At 58.3% G+C, this 18439-nt stretch carries 12 protein-coding genes; 5 read left to right on the forward strand and 7 right to left on the reverse strand.

Features of this window, described 5'->3' with window-relative positions; genetic code table 11:
* Window positions 1–49: 49 nt before the first annotated feature.
* Both RBB29_RS09595 and RBB29_RS09600 read left to right on the forward strand, forming a co-directional pair.
* Entirely contained in the window at window positions 50–3466 is a 3417-nt protein-coding gene (locus tag RBB29_RS09595; RefSeq protein WP_306114842.1) for an AAA domain-containing protein, read from the forward strand.
* Window positions 3467–4024: 558 nt separating this feature from the next.
* Window positions 4025–5188: an amidohydrolase family protein gene (locus tag RBB29_RS09600; protein WP_306114843.1), complete on the forward strand. Its 1164-nt coding sequence runs from the start codon at window positions 4025–4027 to the stop codon at window positions 5186–5188.
* Here the strand turns inward: RBB29_RS09600 and RBB29_RS09605 are convergent.
* The 7 genes from RBB29_RS09605 to RBB29_RS09635 are packed head-to-tail and all read right to left on the reverse strand — an operon-like array spanning window position 5185 to window position 12716.
* Complete coding sequence (locus RBB29_RS09605; RefSeq protein WP_306114844.1) at window positions 5185–5625, reverse strand: MarR family winged helix-turn-helix transcriptional regulator; 441 nt, start codon at window positions 5623–5625, stop codon at window positions 5185–5187. The two genes, RBB29_RS09600 and RBB29_RS09605, sit on opposite strands and share 4 nt — an antisense overlap.
* Before the next feature lie 24 nt (window positions 5626–5649).
* Window positions 5650–6234, reverse strand: a complete 585-nt coding sequence (locus RBB29_RS09610; RefSeq protein WP_306114845.1) for an amino acid synthesis family protein — start codon at window positions 6232–6234, stop codon at window positions 5650–5652.
* A complete protein-coding gene (locus tag RBB29_RS09615; RefSeq protein ID WP_306114846.1) occupies window positions 6231–6812 on the reverse strand; it encodes an amino acid synthesis family protein in 582 nt (193 codons plus the stop codon). The genes RBB29_RS09610 and RBB29_RS09615 overlap by 4 nt, the downstream gene beginning before the upstream one ends.
* Window positions 6805–7665, reverse strand: a complete 861-nt coding sequence (locus tag RBB29_RS09620; RefSeq protein WP_306114847.1) for a UPF0280 family protein — start codon at window positions 7663–7665, stop codon at window positions 6805–6807. The genes RBB29_RS09615 and RBB29_RS09620 overlap by 8 nt, the downstream gene beginning before the upstream one ends.
* Window positions 7662–9155 carry a 6-hydroxynicotinate reductase gene (locus RBB29_RS09625; RefSeq protein WP_306114848.1) on the reverse strand — a complete coding sequence of 498 codons (1494 nt, stop codon included), beginning with the start codon at window positions 9153–9155 and terminating at the stop codon, window positions 7662–7664. Before RBB29_RS09625 ends, RBB29_RS09620 begins: the two co-directional genes overlap by 4 nt.
* Window positions 9152–11890, reverse strand: coding sequence for a molybdopterin cofactor-binding domain-containing protein (locus RBB29_RS09630; protein ID WP_306114849.1), 2739 nt, complete (start codon window positions 11888–11890; stop codon window positions 9152–9154). The genes RBB29_RS09625 and RBB29_RS09630 overlap by 4 nt, the downstream gene beginning before the upstream one ends.
* Window positions 11883–12716 carry a xanthine dehydrogenase family protein subunit M gene (locus tag RBB29_RS09635; RefSeq protein ID WP_306114850.1) on the reverse strand — a complete coding sequence of 278 codons (834 nt, stop codon included), beginning with the start codon at window positions 12714–12716 and terminating at the stop codon, window positions 11883–11885. The genes RBB29_RS09630 and RBB29_RS09635 overlap by 8 nt, the downstream gene beginning before the upstream one ends.
* Before the next feature lie 179 nt (window positions 12717–12895).
* On the opposite strand from RBB29_RS09635, the gene RBB29_RS09640 reads away from it, so the two are divergent.
* The 3 genes from RBB29_RS09640 to RBB29_RS09650 all read left to right on the forward strand — a co-directional run bounded on the left by RBB29_RS09640 (window position 12896) and on the right by RBB29_RS09650 (window position 18234).
* Window positions 12896–14173: a hypothetical protein gene (locus tag RBB29_RS09640; RefSeq protein WP_306114851.1), complete on the forward strand. Its 1278-nt coding sequence runs from the start codon at window positions 12896–12898 to the stop codon at window positions 14171–14173.
* Between the two features lie 193 nt (window positions 14174–14366).
* Window positions 14367–16412 carry a bifunctional diguanylate cyclase/phosphodiesterase gene (locus RBB29_RS09645; protein WP_306114852.1) on the forward strand — a complete coding sequence of 682 codons (2046 nt, stop codon included), beginning with the start codon at window positions 14367–14369 and terminating at the stop codon, window positions 16410–16412.
* A gap of 742 nt (window positions 16413–17154) precedes the next feature.
* Window positions 17155–18234, forward strand: coding sequence for a hybrid sensor histidine kinase/response regulator (locus RBB29_RS09650; protein WP_306114854.1), 1080 nt, complete (start codon window positions 17155–17157; stop codon window positions 18232–18234).
* Window positions 18235–18439 lie beyond the last annotated feature (205 nt).

An 18439-nucleotide genomic window follows, 5' to 3' on the forward strand; every position in this document is an offset into this window, starting at 1 on the left:
CTTGCGCCAGCCCATTGTACAGTGCGCGCACAAAATTTGGCAGAATGCGATGAATAATGGGTTCCATGAGACTTTAGGCTATTGGCGTGCATCGCTGGCGGATGGTGCATTGGGGCGGGGTCGCTTCAGGCAACGGGATCGGAAGGATTTCATCGAACTGTCGAAAAACACGCTGCGCGATGGAGTGCTGCCTAAGGACCAGGTCCGCAAAGTTTTTGAAGGACAGAAGCCGGATACCAAGGTGGTAGCCGTACAAATCTGGCCGATGGTCATGGCCCGGAGAACTTCCCACGGTGCGACTATATCCAATGGTTTTCCAGAAATCGTCGCACCTGTAGTTACGGAGGCGATTGTCGATAGAGACGGCAACATTCGCCCATCCCGAAATGTCATTGCGAGAGACGTTCTGAAACCACTACCCAACGATGTATTTTCACTCGGCAAGGTTGAAGATTTCGATACCTTTCTTTCAGCATCACCTTTCTCGCCAGGTGAAAATTCCCATGTATGGGACGAATATCTAAAACACTGTCGTGCAATGCTCGATGCCGTATCGCCTGGATGGCCATCTGACGATGACAGTTATGTCTCTGCTGGTGTGGGATTTATGGCTGTCGCTGGTGAGGCCGCCGCAGCTATTGCTCAGGTTATCAGCCTCTACGACACGCTACTTGGCGAAAAACTCAACGCGCCGCTCTTACAGAATCTGGCCGGACCGCCTTCAACCAAAAAGGGGCTTTCCCCTCAGACAGAAGCGACCTTCATAAATCGACTAGGACATGCCAGCGATGAATTTCCGCTCGCAGATCATCAACGTCAGGTTCTTTCATATCTTTCAACCGGAAAACCTGGCGATGTGCTTGCTGTCAACGGGCCTCCCGGAACAGGCAAGACGACTATGCTCTTGTCGGCCATTGCAGATGCCTGGGTTCGCGCGGCGCTGGAGGAAAGCACACCGCCCGTTGTCGTCGCGGCGTCCACCAACAACCAGGCTGTAACAAACATTATCGACGCATTCGGCAAGGACTTCTCCGAAGGCGAAGGTCCATTTGCGGGTCGTTGGTTGCCTGACCTCAAAAGCTACGGGTTGTTTCTTCCAGCAAAATCAAAAGAGGCCGAGGCTGCTCGCCGGTATCAAACTGAGCGGTTCTTCAATGAATTAGAAAGCCATGAATATATTCCCCGGGCCAGAGACGCTTTTCTAAAGGCTGGGAAATCGGCATTTCCTGACCTCGAAAATCCCGATGTGAAAGAGATCGTATCGTCGTTGCATAAGCGGATTTCTGAAGAGGTTGCGAAACTGTCTGATGCGGACAATTCGCGGAAATGGGTTGAAGAGGCAACATCGAAAGTTGCTAACCTGTTGGGCGATGACGCCGAGACAGCTTTGCTGCAGCTGGAAAAAGCTATGCAGGACGGCGCTGCAGAGCTTGAGCTTCACAAGGCTTGGGAATCCGGGTGGGCCAAACATCAGGCTGATGAATCTGTCTTTCTCGCAATGTTTAGCTTTCTTCCATCTGTGGCTCGAAAAAGAGTGATGAAAGGGCGTGTTGCGCTGGAAGCCATGGGCTGCACGCTGGATTTCTCCGATAATCGCTCGGTTGAAAGTCTAGGGAATAGCCTTCGAGATGCGGTTCGTGTCGCACAGGAGGCTGCTCAATCCTCTGGTGCCAGATATGAGGCAGCCCGATCTGCGTTAGACAATCTAGATCAGGGACAGAGAGCGTGGGCGCGCGCAACGGAAAATCTGAAAGCACCGGCCGTTCCTGTGACTGATGCAGTGGTCGTCGATAGGTTTGCCGATTGTCACATCCGGTTTCTTCTTTTCCGACTGGCTTGCCATTATTGGGAGGGACGGTGGCTTCTGGAAATAGAAGATAATCTGGACGACATCGTGGCGTCGCATCGGAAAACCGGGCGGAAAACCGTCGAACCACGCTGGCACCGCCGTATGATGCTGACACCCTGTGCTGTCTCCACGTTTGCGAGCTTGCCAGGCAAAATGAGCTTTGGTCTCAAGTCTGGCGGTGAATGGGGCAAAGGCTATTTATTCGACTTCATCGATTTGCTGATTGTTGACGAAGCCGGACAAGTCTTGCCAGAGGTTGCGGCACCGTCGTTCGCGTTGGCAAAGCGCACCATTGTTATTGGCGACACCCAACAGATTGAGCCAATCTCATCGGTGTCTAAAGCTGTCGATATCGGCAACCTGCAAAGTGCGGGTTTTCTAAAAGAAACCTATGCTGAAGCCGATTTGGCGACACTGTCAGCTGCTGGCATGCGTAGTGTTGACGGCAGCATAATGCGTCTCGCCCAGCAAGCATGCGCCTACGCGCCTTACCCGGAACTGGAGCGTGGGCTTTACCTGTTCGAACATCGGCGCTGCTATGACGAAATCATCAATTTCAGCAACAAGCTCTGCTATAAGGGGTCGCTGAAACCGATGCGGGGCAATGCGCCTGAGGGCCGCATTGTACCGTCGATGGGCTACCTACATATCGATGGTATGGCCGTGAGCTATGGCGGCAGCCGCGCAAATGCGACTGAGGCTGCAACAATTGCAGACTGGCTCGCGGAAAGTCGGCAGGATCTTGAAGGCCAGTACAACAAAAAACTGGAAGATATAGTCGGTGTAGTCACCCCCTTCGGACGGCAGGTGCAAGAAATCAAACGCGCTTGTGCCGAGCGAGGCATTGACGCGAAAATGACCGTTGGCACGGTTCACTCACTTCAAGGGGCTGAACGACCGGTCATCCTATTTTCACCAGTCTATTCCAAACACGCCGACGGGCATTTCATCGACATGTCACCAAGTATGCTGAATGTGACCGCGTCTCGCGCAAAAGACAGCTTCCTTGTCTTTGGTGATATGGACGTGTTTTCGTCAGCTGTGAAAGGTACGCCTAGATCGGTCTTGGCTGAATGTCTGTTCTCTCAACGCGAGGGGGTGCTTGAGTTTACTGCGCAACCGCGCTCCGATCTTCAGGATTCAAGTCACCCGCTTTCGACATTGAGAGACGCAGAAGAACACGACCGGTTCCTAAAAGATGCCCTGTCCACAGCCCGCGAAATGACCATCGTCAGCCCATGGGTCATTGCCTCAACAATGAAACGTGCTGGGTTGCTCGATGCCTTCCAAAGAGCGGTGGCGCGCGGGGCAGAAATCGATGTGTTCGCGGATCCTCTGTTGAACCAATTGAAGTACGACGATGGCGCAACACAGCTGGAAGCAGCAAAATCGGCGCTGCAGGAAGCGGGTGTTCGTGTTCACGAGGTGCGTCGGCTGCATAGTAAGATTGTCATCGTCGACGCCAACCGTCTTTGCATCGGATCCTACAATTGGCTGAGCGCTGATCGAAAAGGCCGATATGCCCGCCATGAAACGTCAATCGTCTACAATGGCTCGCATCTTCAAAGCGAGATTGATGTCATCAAGCAAAGTCTCGGTGCTCGCGAGAAACGCTAACTCCTCCACGAAATCACTCTTTTCACCCAGCCTGCCGTGCCCTGGCAGGGTGGTTTCACGCGGTCGGCTATCTGCGCTGTTTGATGTGGTAAAGCGACATACTTTCCGTCTAAAAGCGCCAATCTTCTTGTTGATGCAGTGAATCTAACTTGCTAAAATATAAAGATATTATGGAGCTTCAGATGCCAAAACTGGTGCTATCTTACAATCCCCTGTGACTATCGTAGCAGAGTGGTTGTGGCGATGCTAATCTTCTCCAAATACCAGATGAGACCAAACGCATAATCCTGCCGTTTCGCAAGGCATCATCTTGACCGCCGAATCCAAGGTCGCGCTGCGAGTGTAAGATGCTGGCTATGGTTTTTTCAGGATCACCAGAAAACGCTCATGGGCATGCCCAAGATAGAGAAGTCACCATCCGCTCGCCCCAGATTTCGCGAGTGACGATAAGCCAGACGTCTCTGCACTCATCAACGGCACCGGGGCATCGTCACCACATCCGGCTTGACGCATCCGGACCCGTTATTCGTATACTAACGAAACGGAGGAGGTGGGACCTTGGCAAAACTCGTCATCAAAGGCATCGGGCAGATACTGTCGGGCAAGCTGGAAGAACCTATTCTGGAGGGGGATTGCCTGATCGCCGTGGACGGCAAGATCACGCAATGGGGGGCCGAAAAGGATCTGGACTGCGAGGGGGCGACCACGGTTGTCGATGCCCACGGGGTGACCCTAGCGCCGGGCCTGATCGACAGTCATATCCATCCGGTCGTCGGTGATTACACCCCGCGGCAACAGCAACTACACTGGATTGACAGCACCCTCCATGGCGGGGTCACGACACTCATTTCCGCAGGCGAAGTGCATATGCCCGGACGGCCCAAGGATGTGATTGGCCTCAAGGCGATGGCGATTGCATCAGAGCGGTGGTACGAGAATTTCCGCCCCTCGGGCGTCAAGGTTCACGCGGGCGCACCGGTGATCGAACACGGCATGGTCGAGGAGGATTTCAAGGATCTGGCAGAGGCTGGCGTGAAACTCCTCGGCGAGGTTGGCCTTGGCACGGTCAAAGACGGCAAGACCGCGCAGCAGATGGTCGGCTGGGCGCGGAAATACGGCATCCAGAGCACCATTCACACCGGCGGCCCGTCGATCCCCGGGTCGGGCCTGATAGACGCCGATATGGTGATGGAGACCGGGACGGATGTTATCGGCCACATCAATGGAGGCCACTCGGCCCTGCCCGACGATCAGATCATCTGTCTGTGCGAAAGCTGCACCTCGGCCTTCGAGATCGTCCACAATGGCAACGAACGGTCGGCCGTTCTGGCCCTCAATACCGCGCGGGAGTTGGGCAAGCTCGATCAGGTGATCCTCGGAACGGATGGACCCGCCGGATCAGGGGTTCAGCCGCTTGGCATATTGCGCATGGTTGCGATGTTGTCAGCCTTCGGCAATGTCCCCGCAGAGCAGGCGTTTTGCTTTGCAACCGGCAACACCGCCCTGCAGCGCGACCTCGATACCGGGCTGATCGACGTGGGGAAATGCGCGGATTTCGTACTGCTGGATCAGGCGCAACATTCCCCCGGCAAAACAATGCTTGAATCTGTCGAACTTGGGAATTTGCCGGGCGTGGGGATGACGATCATTGATGGTATCGTCCGCTCGGAACGGTCCCGCAATACGCCCCCGGCACAGCGTCTGCCCGAGCAGATACTCTAGGAGATCTTGCGCAGGAGGTTCACCAACGTGCGGCGTTCGACCGGGGTGAGCGGCACGAGCGTTTCCTCCGAAATCCGCAAACCGATCCCCCGCAGATCCGTGACCAGCGAGGCCCCTTTTGGCGACAGCGATATGATCGAGCGGCGCTTGTCGGCCGGGTCCGGTGTCGATTGCACCAGCCCCTTGTCCTTGAGGCGGTCCACAACCCCTTTGACCGTCGCGACATCCATCGCGGCAAGCCGCCCAAGGTGATTTTGCGAGATCTCGCCGTTTTCGGATAACCGGATCAGCGCGCTGAACTGCGTTGGTGTCAGGTTCTCGATACTGTGTTTCTGAAAGATCACCGCGTGTCTTTGGTTGGCAAGGCGCAGCAGATAGCCTACCTGATCCTCAAGAACGTAGTCCAGTTCGATCGTTGCCTGGTCTGATTGGCTCATCGCAGGTTCACCGCGTCCATCGGGTCAGCGCAATCCATCTTCGCCCTTCGCCTCCTCGTGAGTCAGGCCACCAACGCGCGGCAGGGGGCGGCCACTATCGGTCACCGCGACGGCCACCATGATTTCGGCAGCCCGTGGGGCATCGTTCAACCGAACCTCGATCCCATCGAAATGGCTGCGGACATAGGCCGCATCCTTATGACCCAGCGGGACATCCAGCACCTGCCCGGGGCTGCCCATCTTCTTGGAAGACGCCACAAGAGCCGCACCCTTTTCGACGGCAGCCCTCAGAGGCGCGCCCAGTTTCGGGTGCAGGATGGCAGCCGCGTGTTCCAATTCACCCTGTTCCCCGACCATCGCGGACTTGCCGTAGCTTTCGGCCTGCGCCGGTGTGATGCCCAGGGCCTCGACACATCTCCGGCCCAAGAGCGCGCCCAGTTCGGCACCGATCTCCATCAACTCTGACAGGTCGTCGTGATAGGCACCGGCAAAGGGGTTTTCGATCACCGCCACCGCAACCGCCTTGCGGGTCGGCGGAGAGATGTCGCGGCCAATCTCGCGATGTGTTTCCTCGACGGTGACGGCGATTTTCCTGATCTTTGCGGTCATCTTAGTCCATCCTCTCCTTTGATATCTGCGGCGTCCAGGCCACCGGCGCGGTTGTGGATACGCGCGCCGGTCGTCATCACCAGGGCCAGCACCATTTCATCGGCACGTGGCGCATCATTGGTGCCGACCTCCATCGCGTCGAAATGGCTGCGCACGTAGGAGGCGTTGATATGGGTGATCGGCACATCGAGTCGCCCGCCCACACCGGTGACTTTCTTGGTCGAGGGCACGATCGCGTTGGAATCGTTGAGAAGTTCGCGCATCGCGTACCCGCCTGGCGCATGCCAGAGCGCGCCATGTTCCAATTCGCCCGCCTCGCCGATCATCGCGCCTTTGCCATATCCTTCGACCTGATCCGGGCCGCCAAGCAAACCGACCAGTTCCCTGGCCATCCGTAGACCCAAAGGTTTGAGATGTTCCATGAATCCCTGAATCTCCGGCTCGTATCTCCCGGCAAACGGGTTTTCGATGATGGCCAGCGCCGCGGCGCGCCGGAGCGGTGTTGCCGGTGGCGGGCCGCCTTCGTGGAAGATCTCTTCGGTCATGTAGAGACATTTGCGCAGTACGACATCAGGCAAGTTCGACCCTCCTTTGGGCACTCGAGAAATGGCGGCAGCCTGTCATCCGGCTGTCGCCCTGCAGGAAGAGAGCCGCACCCGCGATCAGTTTCCGGTCCACGAAAGACTGCGCCCGGTCGAGGCCGCACGCAAGGGCCGCCGCGACCTCCGCTTCGGACAGCGGGTCACACCCGACGACCACTGGCAAAGACCCTAGGTCGCTGTCATCGCTTAGGTCCGACGCCGGGCGGCGGCGTATCCCGGCATGACCAGGCAGATCGACGGCATTGGCGATCAGGGTTGCTGCAACATCCGCCTGCGCCGCGGTTCTGGCAAGGACCGTGACACTATCGGCGATCCCCAAACTGTGACTGCGCCCATGACGGCCACTTGTGGCAATGCCCCGGATCGCATCGCCGTGCCGGATCGTGATACGGCCCAGATCACCCCCCGTCGGGGAAGCCATGGCCGTGGCATAGCTTTGGCCCGGCGCAAGGTGGATGGCGATATCACCGCCATTGTTGACATAGGCCCGCGTCAACTCCGCCGCGCCAGTCATTACCTGCAGGATGGTGTCGGCGACACTCCCGGCCACGGCGGCCATGCGTGTAATGAACCCGTCGTGCATCACGTCGCGCGTGGCCGCATCCATGCGGCGGGCGATCTGCCCATCGGGCCGCGACGTGTCCGCCAACATCTCGGCGCGCAGATCGGGAAGTTCCGCGACCAATTCCTGCAAGACCGTGGCAAAACGGTCCCGTGCGGCGGCAAAGGCCGCGCCCCTGTCGCCATCCGCACCGATCACGAGATCAATCGGTCCGTGGTGCAGGTGCAGCCTGGTCCCGCATGGCATAAGGGATGCTTGCGCCGTCATTCGGACCTGTCCGTCTTTTTCCACCGGTAATTGTCATGCGACATGGGATCGTGGTCATGTAGGGACTTGTCGAGTTGGCGAAGACCGTCCCTTGCCAGATCCTCGACGGGTTTGATCTGATCCATGTGGCCGCCAAGCGCGCGATAATCACTGACGCGCAAGGTGAATTCGATCGGCGCGACGAGAGCCGGGGTCGGGACATAGCCAAAGGACTCCGTGGGCATGTCGAGCACATCGACCATCACCGTGATCCCACCCCCGGGCCAGACATAGGCACGCGCCCCACCGCAGGAGACATGGGTCAGCGCCTCCCGCACGGATCGGGTCAGCCGTACGGGATTTTCGGTGACACCCGCCCGAAGGCTACCGCCCGCACCACCCATGAAAAGCACGGAACAGACCGAAGGCTCGCAATTCTCGGCGATCAGATCGGCCGATTTCCGCAGGGCATCGGGCATCTCGGCGGGCTGAGGGAGAAGCGCATCATCCAACTCGTAATACCCTGATTGCTCACCGGTCGTTGACACCATCAAAAGGCGCAGGCCCGGCCAGGCGATCTTGGGGTTGAACGGACCGAGGATGGTCAGCGGGTCGTCAATATCCGTCCCGCCCCAACCCGTCCCCGGTTCGGCCACCTGAAAATAGCGCCCCGGCGTTGAGCGGCGCCCCAAGATCTTGATACCGGTGGGCGGCACATCAAGTTCCTTGCCCGCCTGATGTTCCGAAAGGACGCCGGTGATGTGGTCATCGACGACAACCACCTCATCGGCCTCGTTCAGCCATTGTTTGGCAAACATCCCGATTGCCGCGGAACCGCAACCGACACGCATCAGCTTCTCGCGCTCGCCGTTGATGATGGGCGCCTTTCCGGCCTCGACCACGACGCTATTGGCATGGTCGGCCTCGCCGATGACCAACTCTACCGCCTCGCGATTGCACAACCGCAGCAGCGCGTCGCAGGTCACGCGCCCCTCTTTCTTGGAACCGCCGGTGAGGTGTTCGACGCCGCCGAGCGACAACATCTTGGAGCCATATTCCGAGGTCATGACATGACCGATCGGCTCGCCATCGGCATAGACGACATCGCGCTCGTGGCCGATATGCCGGTCGGTGTCGATCTTCACCTTCACACCGCAATAGGAAAAGATACCCTCGGTCACCACGGTGACCATATCCACGCCTTCGACATCCTGACTAACGATAAAAGGCGCGGGTTTGTAGTCGGGATAGGTGGTGCCTGCCCCGACCGCCGTGACAAAGGGCCGGTCGGCGCGGACAATATTGCCATCCCAGTCACGGGCCCCATCGCCGGTCAGGAAAGGCACAAGCTGCTGATCCGTGCCGTCGATGATCGTCAGTGGATCGAGCCGCACCAATTCACCGCCATGGTTGGCATAGCGGTCGCAGGCCCCCGCTTTGCCATCGGCGATGTAGCACATCACCGGGCAGGCATCGCAGCGTATCTTTTCGGATCTCGCCACGCGTTTCATGACCGCACCGCCTTGATCGCCGCACGGATCCGTGACGGCGTGGCAGGGACCGTAGTGATGCGGGCGCCGGTGGCGGCATAGATCGCGTTCAAGATCGCGGGGGCCGTGGGTATCAGGACATGCTCGCCCAGACCTTTGGCGCCGTAGGGACCATGCCCGTCAGGCTCTTCGACAATGATCGTTTCGACCGGCGGCATGTCCCCGATAGTCGGGATCAGGTAGTCGTGCAGGTTCTCCGTCCGGCCGGGTAGGTATTCCTCCATCAATGCCATGCCGAGACCCTGCGCAATGCCGCCTTCGACTTGCCCGGTAACCAGCATCGGATTGATTGCTTGCCCCACGTCATGGGCGGCCACGAATTTCATCGGCTTGACCGTACCGAGCCTTGTGTCCACCTCGACCACGGCCAGGTGGGCGGCATAGCCGAACTGCGCATATGGGGCGCCCTGGCCATTTTCATCGAGTGGTTTGGTGGGCGGGTCATAGGTTTCCTCGGCGCGCAGAATATACCCTTCGGCATCAGCGGCGAGGGAGGTCAGCGGCATCTCATGGGTTCCCGCGGCATCCGTGGCGCGTATCACGCCATCTGCGATATGCAGTGTCGCGTCGGTCGCGATATTCATCCGCGCCAGTATTTTCGCGCGCAGTGCCTCGCCCGACAACCGCGCGGCATTGCCCGAAACATATGTTTGCCGCGAGGCTGAGGTTTTGCCCCCATCAGGCGTCACATCCGTATCGGGGCCGATGATCTCCAGCTGCCCGGCGGGGACACCCAAGGCCGTGGCAAAGATCTGTGCGATCACCGTATTCGCGCCCTGCCCGATATCCATCGCGCCCTGGTGCAAAACCACCGTGCCATCAGGCCGGATACCGGATTTGATCGTAGAGGGGTTGGGAAGCGAGGTATTGCCGCACCCATACCAACCCGCGGCAAGTCCCACACCGCGTTTGAAAACATCGTTGCCCGCGTTGAAATCGGCCGCTTCTGCGCGCTCGGCTTCCCACGCGGACCGCAGGCCTTGCAGACATTTGCCGATGCCGACCCCTTGACTGAAGACCTGACCACAGACAGTGGGAGTATCGTTTTGCAGGGCGTTGCGCAGCCTGAAGTCAAGCGGGTCCATTGATAACTTTTCCGCCAACATATCGAAAAGGGATTCCTGCGCGATGGCGGCCTGCGGCACGCCAAACCCCCGGAATGCCCCGGCGGGTGGATTGTTGGTGTAAATCCCGTTGGCTTCCGCGCGGTAGTTCGGGATGCGGTAAGGGCCGGATGCGTGGACCGGGACGCGGGTGGCCACAGTCGGGCCCCAGCTTGCATAGGCGCCAGTGTCGAAATCCCCCTGGAACGCCATCCCGGTGATCTGGCCATCCCTGGTCGCGGCAATTGTCGCGCGGATATCCGATGGATGGCGCTTGGTAGAGCATTGCATCGATTCCGTTCTCGAATAGGTCAGGCGCACGGGCTTGCCGGTCTTCAACGCCGCAAGCGCCAGATAGGGCTGCACGCTCACGTCCAGCTTGGCCCCAAACCCCCCGCCAACAGCCGTTGGGATGATCCTGATCTGCTCCTGATCCATCCCCAAGACAATCGCCAATGTCTCCTGGTCCATGACAGGCGCCTGGGTGCAGGCGTGAACTTCGACGCGCCCCTCAACCATTTCGGCAAAACCTGCCTCAGGCTCGATATAGGCGTGTTCGACAAACCCGCTGGTGAAATGGCCCGTGACGGTAACCGCCGCCTCTTTGATCGCGCCCGCGGCATCGCCGCAGGACACGAAACCACCACACATGAGGTTCTTTTCTCGCCCCTCATGCAGGGACGGCGCGGTATCGGATTTGGCCATGGTGACATTGCTCACCGGTGACAGCTCCTCCCAGGTGACGGGGAAGTCGTCAGGGTTGAAAGCGCGAATAGCGGAAGGGGCGCCAACAATCGCGGCGATGGCTTCGCCACGAAAACGAACCTCGGTCTCGGCAAAGACGGGTTGATCGTGAAACTGCGGGATGACGCCAAACTCGTTGCGGCCGGGAATGTCGGCGGCGGTCAGGACGGTCTCGATCCCCTCGCTGGCCGCCAGAAACCCATCAAGGTCACCCAGGGTGAACGTCGCGCGGGCATAAGGCGCGCGGATGACGAAAACCTCCAATGTCCCCGTCGGGGCGACATCATCGCCAAATGCTTCGCGGCCCGTAACCTTGTCCGGCCCATCGAGGCGACGGATCGCGTCCCCCACAGTTCCGTCCCCATCGGTCGTCAGCGCAGGCGCGCCCAGAACGGCGGCGATAATCCGGCGATACCCGGTGCATCGGCACAGCACACCGCCCAGCGCATCTTTCACCTCCGCCTCCGAAGGCGACGGGTTCTGCCTCAGAAGCGCAACGGCAGACACAATCATGCCCGGTGTGCAAATCCCGCATTGCGCGGCACCGTGATCCTGAAACCGCTCGCCCAGGGACTTTGCAATGGGATCGGCAGCATGCAGCCCGGCGGCGGTTTCGACCTTGCGCCCTGCAACCTGCTGGACAGGGGTCAGGCAGGCACAGACCGATTGCCCATCGACCAATACGGTGCAGGAGCCGCAGTCGCCAGCATTGCAGCCGATTTTGACGTCCCGCCGGTCCAGCCCTTCCCGTAGCATGTGCGAGAGCCGCTCACCCGGTGCTGCAACCACATCGACCGGCTCACCATTGAGGGTGAAGCGCGTGCTGCGAAGGGTGGTGGCTTCATTCATGGGTTGCGGCCCGTTGGATGGCGCGGACACATTGTTCGGCGATGGCGTCAAGACGATAGGCACCACTGCCCCGCACGTCGTTAATCGGGGTCAGCGGCGCAAGATGCTGCTTTGTGATTTCGATCTCCTGCGGGTGTTGCCCTTGGAGATCCCGCTCCAACCCGGGCAACCGCTGCGCGACCGGCGATGCGGCACCGACGGCCACGCGCGCATTTTCAATGCGGCCACTGGCATCGCAGGAAATCACCGCCGACGTCATGACAATCGAAATCACCAGGTATCGACGGCTTCCGAGTTTTTCGAAGGCGGAATGCGCGCGTTCTGGGGGCGGTGGCACGATTAGAGCGGTGACAAGCTCATCACCGGCAAGGGCGGTCTGCCGCACACCGGTGATAAACTCGGCCAAGCTCAGAATGCGTTTGCCGCGAGCTGCACTTGCGACTTCGACCCGGGCATCGAGCGTCAGAAGAGGCGGCATACCGTCTGCCGCTGGGGAGGCATTGCACAGGTTTCCGGCGATTGTCCCAGCATTTTGTATCTGAACGCTGCCCACCTCACGCGCGGCCTGTTTCAATGTCTCGAAGGCGGGCGGCAACTTCGCACCAAGGATTTGTGACCAGGTGGTGGCCGCACCGATCCGAAAACCGTCGCTTGTCTCGGAGATGCCCGTCAGGCCATCGACCTGCGTGACATCGAGGAAATGCGCCGGTTCGATCCCCTGTTGCGCCGACGGATAGACATCGGTGCCGCCCGCGATCACCTGCCCGCCGCGCTGCGCGGCGATCTGCAAGGCAACGTCAAGATCCGTCGGGTTGTGATACGCCACCGCGCCTCCAGCAACGATTGTTAGTATGCAAATGGTATTGGCTCGGTGCCTTTTGTCAACAACGATGAAATCCGCGTTGTGTGCCCAGGCCGCATTTGGGGTCGAGGATCGCAAGGGTTTTGTGCTAGGCCGCAAGGCAAGGAGTTGTCGGTGCGCATGGGCACCGTCGGGATTGCGGAATGGCCGAGAAAAAAGAGACATCTATCCTGCATATCGGTGCGCCCAAGACCGGGACGACCGCGTTGCAGTTTGGTCTGGCGACCTATGATGATGGCGTGAGTACCTACGCAAGGTTTCCTACCTCACCGGACAATCCGAACCATAGCGAACCGCTCACCCTGATGGGGCTCGGGCCAGACGGTGTAGCGGATAGGGTCGAAGACTACCGGCAATGGGCCGCCGGGGGCCACACGATGAAATGGCCGAAATCCATCCCGATGAAATTTTTCCTCCGAGAGGGAAAGGCGCCCGACATGGCCGCCGTGCAAGCCGCGTTTGAGAAGTCGATTGACGACGTTCCCCATCGCCGGATCATCTATTCGGCGGAGTCGCTCTTTTCCGGCGATGACAGTGCCACGGGGCTGGTCGCGGCGCTCAAGGATCGTTTCGAATTGATCCATGGCATTTGCTATCTGCGGCCCTGCGTCGGCGGGCTGGTGTCAGGTTTTCAGCAACGTCTGGCTCAGACCAACCCGGCACTTTTCTTCGCGGACGATGTTTTGCAGAGCCTTGATGAGCTGACCTTCCACGATGCCGAATACCTGTCGCGTTGGCGCGAACTTCTGTCGGGCGACCGGCTTGAGCTTGCCGTTTACGACCGCCACCGCATGACAGATGGCGATATCGTCTCCGATTTCTGCCACCGTATGCGCCTTGAGCCCTCCAAGGCGCAGAAAATCAAGCTCAACCAGAGCTTCAGCGCGGAGGCAACAGCAATCCTTGCAGCCCTGTCACACTATGGCGATGTCCCTCGGGGAGATCCGAATTTCACCAGGAACAAGGCCTATTTCAATATCCTGATGTATCAGTTTGGTGCCGGTAAGCTGGGGCTCTCAGACGCTTTTGCCAACCGATTGTTCGCCGCCAACGGGGAGGCCCTGGATTGGCTCGACAACCTGTGTGGCCACGACTATGCGCGGAGCCGCAGCAAGGCCAGCCACGAGCTTGACTGGTCTGAAGACCTGTTTGAAATCTGTCAGGACACCCTGCCAGATGCCTGCAAATTCCTGCGCGCGCAGGGCGGCAAGGCGTTCAAACGTCTCCCGCAAGATGCCGAAGGGTTCGCCCGGGCGCTCTGCGAAATCCTGCGTCAGCCCGATCCGTTTCCGAAACGACGTTTGCCGCCATCATTCGATGCTGCGCAATACTATGTGCTCAACCCGGATATCGCGCGCACGGGGGCGAAGGCAAAGGATCACTTCCTCGCACATGGCTGTTTCGAAGGCCGATTTTTTTGAGGCGACGCCGGGTGTCTGACAGGCCTGCAGACATGTATGACTTATGTCGGGTGACCGGTCGCAATGATCATGCCGCGCCGCGATATTGATAAAATACAACTGAAATTTTCGGCTGATTCCGTTTCGCCCTAGGCACGTTCTTAAAGTCTTTGTGGCATTGACCCCTGCGTTAGTTTTTTGAGCGGAATGTTTCATGTACCGGGTCGTCGCCTGCATCACTCAAGATCATAATCTCTGGCTGCTTTTGCTGCCGGTCATCGTCTGCGTCTCCGGATCGTTCATCTCGGTGCTGTTGACCAAGCGGCTTGTCGGCGCGTCCGGCCAGCGCAGGGCGTTGCAGATGGGGTTGAGCAGCATCATCGCCGGGGCGACCATCTGGTCGACGCATTTTCTGGCGATGCTCGCCTATGATCCCGGCGTGGGACATGGGTACGAACCCGGCTTGACCGTGCTTTCTTTGGCAGTTGCCATCGTCGGATTGCTGATCGCCAATGCGGTGTTCACCTTCGGGCGTCATCCGGCCAAAGACCTGTTCGCCGGCGGGATGTTCGGCCTCACGGTTTCGGCAATGCACTACTCCGGCATGTCGGCCTACCTCCTGCCCGGCGACATTATCTGGGAACAGGATCGGCAAGCAGTGTCAGTTACACTTGGCGCCATTCTGGGCGCCCTTGCCTATCGCCAGATCAATCGCCCCGTCACGCGGCGGCCCTGGCTCGCAGGGACGGTTCTGATGGTCGGCGCAATCTGCGCCATGCACTTCACCGGGATGAGCGCGTTCACCATCGAATTGAATTCAGCCCGCGAGGTGCCGCCCGAAGTGATCTCGGACGCCTCCCTCAGTGCCATTATCATGGCGGTCACTCTTGTCATCCTCCTGATCGGTTTTGCGTCTTTCAGTATCGAAGCCCATTTGGAACGCGAGACGCAGGGGCAACTCCAACATGCGGCGCTGCATGACCCACTGACAGGTCTGCCGAACCGGATGGGACTATCCCGCAAGATGGATGAGTTCGCGACCCGCCTGAAGAACAGCGAGACCGAAAAGGTCGCCGTCTTGACGATCGATCTGAACCTCTTCAAGCAGGTGAACGACCTATATGGTCACGCGGCGGGCGACACGGTTCTTACCACCCTCGCATCAAGGTTTTCCGCTGGCCTTGAGGAGGATGAGTTCATCGCCCGGGCCGGTGGGGACGAGTTCGTTGCGCTCAAACGCGGTTTTCGCCGGGTTGACCAGATTTTGGCCTTTGCCGAACGGCTTCACGCGATCGTTGTCGAACCTATTCAAACCGGCAATGTTTCGACGAACGTGGGCGCTGCGATCGGCATCGCGACAAGCGTGGACGACGGGCGCGACATGGATGAGTTGCTGCACAATTCCGACCTGGCGATGTACAGGGCGAAATCAGAGCCGGAATGCCACATCTGCCTTTTCAACGCCGAGGTCGATCGACAAAGCCATGAAAGAAATGTGCTGATCCATGATCTGCGGCAGGCGCTTCCGAATGACGAATTCGAATTGGTCTATCAGTTACAGAACAGTGTTTCATCCCGCGAGGCGACCGGGTTCGAGGTCCTGTTGCGGTGGAACCACCCGACGCAAGGGCGCGTTCCACCGTCGGAGTTCATCCCGATTGCAGAAGAAACCGGGTTGATCCGGGAAATCGGACTATGGGTTCTTCGCACCGCCTGCCTCGAAGCCGCGGAATGGAAATCGCCCTTTGACATTGCGGTCAATGTCGCCCCGCAACAACTTGTGCAGCCGTCATTTGTCGAACATGTCGCGGATATCTTGATGGAATCACGCCTGAACCCCGAACGGCTGGAACTTGAAGTGACCGAGGCCAGCATCATCGACGATCAGGCAACAGCGCTCAAGGCAATGCACAAGCTCAAGGCACTTGGCGTTCGCATTGCGATGGATGATTTTGGCACGGGCTATTCGTCCCTTGCGACGTTGCAGGCGTTTCCCTTTGACAAGATCAAGATCGACCGCAGCTTTGTTCAGGACGTGCACAACAACGAGCAACGCGCCGCCATTGTCCGATCCACCCTCATCCTCGGGGATGCGTTGAACATTCCCGTTCTGGCTGAAGGCGTCGAAATTGAAGATGAGCTGAGTTTCCTAAACGCAGAAAACTGCGATGCAGCGCAGGGTTTCCTGTTCGGCAAGCCCTTGAGCCATGAACAGATGAGACAGTTTGTCGACAAGTCGGAAGATCGCGAAGCGTCCTGATCCAGCATTTTTTGGGCGACGATTTTGATCCGCAAAAAGGGCAGCTTACTGCTGCAAACAGCGGATCTTTTGTCTGACACGCTGTATCAGAGGTCGCGTATTTTCGTTCGCGGTCTCGCTCGGCGCCAGGTCAGGCAAGCGATCACGTTTGGCACGGCGTTTTTCCATCCGGCGGATCATGCGCACGAAATCGTCCAATGTCTCGTCTCCACTCAACTGCGCCTCAGCAGGGGACACAACCTTGCATCCCTGCTGAAGCGAAGAGTGATCACACAGAAAACTCATCAAGAAACTACTCCACTCGTTACGCATACCGTCCAACACGAATCGGTACGAGATACTTATAAAAGTGAATTAAGACTATATTTGGGCATTCATTATCCTATATAAATGACCTTCCGGAACCAACCTTGAATGACCTATCCGATTAGAGCCAATTGCCCCGCTCAGAGTGGCAGCTTACCTGCATATCAGTGTCCCATTTCAACAAGCAGCGCGCTTGGTGCGATCAGTATCAACCTGCATGAACGCGGGGTCAAACCCGGTGTTTTGCCGCCTAGGCCGTTGGATTATATGGCTGTTAACAGGTTCTCGCTTCACTAACGCCCCGAGAAACACGCGGTCTATCACTGCAGACCAGCCTGCCCAGGGCAATGGCCTTGGCTAACCGGATCAACAGAGACCTGCACTGGCGTTTTCTCAAAGCAAACAACCTTAATGCCCGAGGAAAGCCGACCGTTCGATGGACCAGACCAAGATCTTGATTGTTGATGATTTCGAAGAAGACCAGGAAAAACTGATCTCTTTAATCCAAAGCGCGGGCGGGGAATTCACATTTGAGACGGTCAAGACCGGAGATGAGGCTGTTTCCGCCTTTGAAACCCGCGGACATGACTGCGTCATCGTCGATTACCGCCTTGCCCATGAAAACGGGTTGGAAATCCTGGAACGCCTCAAGGCGGTAGATCCGTTCTGCGCCGCGATCATGATATCTGGTCAGGGATCGGAACAAATTGCCACCAACGCCATGAAATCCGGTGCGGTGGACTACCTCGTCAAAGGAAGCATTTCCGGGCTGTCAGTCCGCACCACCATCCAAAGGACAATCAAACGCTGCAAGGAATTCCGCAAAGCGAATACCAAGCAGATGGAACAAAGACAGTTTCTGAACACGCTCGTGCATGACATTCGCGCGCCTTTTATTCATATCCGCAATTCAACCAGCATGCTGGTCGAGGACCTCAGGACAGGCAGCTTCGATGACATTGACACCCTGGTCGATGTGCAAACCGCGGCGCTCAACCACGCAGAGGCGTTGATAAAGACCTTGCAGGCTTACGCTCTGCTGGATGACGAAGTGGGCTTTGCGACGGTCGATCTGAATGACGTCTTCGACCTTCTGGGCAAGATCCTGCGGTCGGGTTCGAAAAGTGCGCATGTGAAGCTGCGCTTTGATACGTTTCCCGACGTCGAAGGCCATTCGCCACAAATCAGCCAGCTGTTCCAAAACCTCATCACTAACGCGATCAAGTTCAACGAGGCGGCTTCGCCGGAGATCCGCGTAGGTTTGGCAGACGAGACCGACAACACTGTCACGGTCTGTGTGGAAGATAACGGCGTCGGTATCGCACCGACGGATCACAAGGCGATTTTTCAGCCCCTCAAGAGGCTATGGAGCAAGGACGAATATGCCGGTACCGGGCTCGGCCTCTCCATCTGCCAGAAAATCGTTGGACGGCACGGTGGCGAGATCTGGTGCGAGTCCGTGCCCGGCAAAGGCAGTAAGTTCTTTGTCAAGCTACGCCGCGCCCGCAAGAACTAAGTCGTCAAGACCTGGGAGCACCTGTTCAAGACGTCGCCTACGGCGCAATTGAGCACGGCCACCCAACAGCGCGCAGAGGCACTTTTTCACCAGCACAGACATGACGTTCCCCCGATGGAGACGCGCTTCTCCTTTTCGCAGCACAAAAAGGTTGATGATTGGTTAAGCCCCCGTCGCAAGATCTCACTCTTCGTTAGCGGTTGAA

Source organism: Roseovarius sp. MMSF_3359 (assembly GCF_030733385.1).
Lineage (GTDB): Bacteria > Pseudomonadota > Alphaproteobacteria > Rhodobacterales > Rhodobacteraceae > Roseovarius.

Bases quoted from the DNA above. Each gene is read 5' to 3' on its own strand.
- RBB29_RS09595 (WP_306114842.1), top strand. From the start codon at position 50: ATGAATAATGGGTTCCATGAGACTTTAGGCTATTGGCGTGCATCGCTG.
- RBB29_RS09605 (WP_306114844.1), bottom strand. From the start codon at position 5,625: ATGAGCCAATCAGACCAGGCAACGATCGAACTGGACTACGTTCTTGAG.
- RBB29_RS09610 (WP_306114845.1), bottom strand. From the start codon at position 6,234: ATGACCGCAAAGATCAGGAAAATCGCCGTCACCGTCGAGGAAACACAT.
- RBB29_RS09620 (WP_306114847.1), bottom strand. From the start codon at position 7,665: ATGACGGCGCAAGCATCCCTTATGCCATGCGGGACCAGGCTGCACCTG.
- RBB29_RS09625 (WP_306114848.1), bottom strand. From the start codon at position 9,155: ATGAAACGCGTGGCGAGATCCGAAAAGATACGCTGCGATGCCTGCCCG.
- RBB29_RS09630 (WP_306114849.1), bottom strand. From the start codon at position 11,890: ATGAATGAAGCCACCACCCTTCGCAGCACGCGCTTCACCCTCAATGGT.
- RBB29_RS09640 (WP_306114851.1), top strand. From the start codon at position 12,896: ATGGCCGAGAAAAAAGAGACATCTATCCTGCATATCGGTGCGCCCAAG.
- RBB29_RS09645 (WP_306114852.1), top strand. From the start codon at position 14,367: ATGTACCGGGTCGTCGCCTGCATCACTCAAGATCATAATCTCTGGCTG.
- RBB29_RS09650 (WP_306114854.1), top strand. From the start codon at position 17,155: ATGGACCAGACCAAGATCTTGATTGTTGATGATTTCGAAGAAGACCAG.